The sequence below is a fragment of the Bartonella pachyuromydis genome (assembly GCF_039543065.1).
GTDB classification, from domain to species: domain Bacteria; phylum Pseudomonadota; class Alphaproteobacteria; order Rhizobiales; family Rhizobiaceae; genus Bartonella; species Bartonella pachyuromydis.
Genome location: NZ_BAABJA010000042.1, coordinates 1 through 1,746, shown reverse-complemented (window position 1 = coordinate 1,746; position 1,746 = coordinate 1). Strand labels below are relative to the sequence as shown.

Annotated in this window: 2 protein-coding genes and 2 pseudogenes; 1 reads left to right on the top strand and 3 read right to left on the bottom strand. The window is 40.5% G+C overall.

The genetic code is table 11. From position 1 onward, the window contains the following. Positions 1–22 precede the first annotated feature (22 nt). The 3 genes and pseudogenes from ABD917_RS08625 to ABD917_RS08615 all read right to left on the bottom strand — a co-directional run. Positions 23–907 (bottom strand): DUF7146 domain-containing protein, encoded by an 885-nt coding sequence (locus tag ABD917_RS08625; protein ID WP_345119654.1) that lies wholly within the window; start codon positions 905–907, stop codon positions 23–25. Positions 908–1,007: 100 nt separating this feature from the next. Next, positions 1,008–1,208, bottom strand: a complete 201-nt coding sequence (locus ABD917_RS08620) for a helix-turn-helix transcriptional regulator (RefSeq protein WP_345119653.1) — start codon at positions 1,206–1,208, stop codon at positions 1,008–1,010. Positions 1,209–1,418: 210 nt separating this feature from the next. Then, positions 1,419–1,619 (bottom strand): annotated as a pseudogene (locus ABD917_RS08615) (integrase); the annotation flags it as partial. On the opposite strand from ABD917_RS08615, the pseudogene ABD917_RS08610 reads away from it, so the two are divergent. After that, positions 1,613–1,746, top strand: a pseudogene (locus tag ABD917_RS08610) (tyrosine-type recombinase/integrase); the annotation flags it as partial. The pseudogenes ABD917_RS08615 and ABD917_RS08610 sit on opposite strands and share 7 nt — an antisense overlap.

The window sequence follows — 1,746 nt, the reverse complement described above, 5'->3', positions numbered from 1 at the left end:
TTATTATCTTGTTTCATATTACTTACCTTGAATAATAGAGAAAATCGTTGAAATCTAAAGAGTTAGGGGCTTGCATCATAAAGACCTCAAAGCCTTGGCTATAAGCACGCGCAGCTAGGGTAAAACCCGCTTTACGACCCGCATCATCGCCGTCCATAGCGATTGTCAGACGTGCTTTTATAGGGGGTAAATTCACACGCATCATGCCACTGGTAGAAAGAGACGCCCATAAATTCACGAGCTCTGATAACAAACCAGACAGTAAGGAAAGACCGGTTTCAATGCTTTCACAAATAACCAGATGTTTTGGATTCTCTTGACTTAAATGCACAGCGCCGCCCATGACAGATCCCAACATGGCTTTGGCTGGTTTGTGATCTGCTTTGCAGCCATTGGCTTGTAAAAAGGTTCTATGAATGGCAAAGGAACCAGCTCCCTTAACAAGCGCCACCAACGCGGGCAATGTCATTCCTAAGGGGTGTGGACAGTTGTCGTGAAAGCGTAAATAAGGAAATAAGTCACATGTAATACCCCGCATGCGTAAATAGGTTTCTGCTAGCGTATCTTTTATCGGTTGGCTTTGTTGCCAAATTGCTTTTGCTCTCTCTGCTTTCTGTTGTACTCGTTTGAGATCAGCAGAAAACTGTTTTGAGAAAGAAAGCCTATGATCATAAGTTTTATCAACAAAGGCTTGTGTTCCAAGCAAGCCAATTCTTCTAAGCGCTTGTATGATCTCTCTAAAAGAACAACCCGCATAACAAATGAGTAAAAGACGCCCATCATGTCCATTGGCAAGGGATAAACTAGGCAATTGATCATCATGGGCTGGACAACGGGCACTTCCATAACGCCCATACCAAACCCCACGCAAGGCATTGGTGATGCCCTGAGAATTTTCATAAAACATAATTATTGTCCTGTTACTTGCGTCACAGAACGGATTTTGCTATTCATTGTTTGAGTGAAAATGGAAAGCCTTGTCCGTCCTTACGTGACAAGGTTTTCTTTTATGCGACGTTGTTATAACGTTGCTGTTTTGCTTGCTCTATAACATTCAAAAGATCTGATTGTAACCAACGCGATAAAAAACCAAATTTTAAAGGTTTTGGTAAAGAGCCATTGGTCACATGACGGCGAAATGTTGAAACACTCATATGAAGCAATTTTGCACTTTCACGGTCAGTTAAAAGAATATCGTTTTCTGTCATTATAATTTCCTTTCAAGAGTAAAAAATGGGAACAAATCATAAGTATTTATTAACCATATTATTGAATCACTGGAAAGGTATTTAGTCTATAAAAAAACAGTGTTTTATTATAGATTTTCTGATGTGATAATTTATGAGTCTCATTGAGAAAGAATGAGAGAAGAGAGATAGAAAGTTATCCACAGATAATGGGGTATTACACCCCATATCTTAAGCATGACCTGTAACATAAGCCGCCCATTTATCCATATAGATACGGCGCTGTTCTAAATAATCAGTACGACGATAAGCACGCTCTACTTGCCCTCCGACCGTATGACTTAGAATGGTTTCAGCGACCTCATAGGGGGCATCGGTTGTTTCAGCAAGCCAATTGCGTAAACTAGAACGAAATCCATGGGGACATGCTTTGTAAAATTGTATGGTATGTCCGTATTGGTCATGGAAAACGTATTAGAATACGCGGAACCTATGGAACGCAAGAGTTTGTTGACAATTACAAAAATGCGCTCGCCGAATTACAAGGCATAATCCCTCC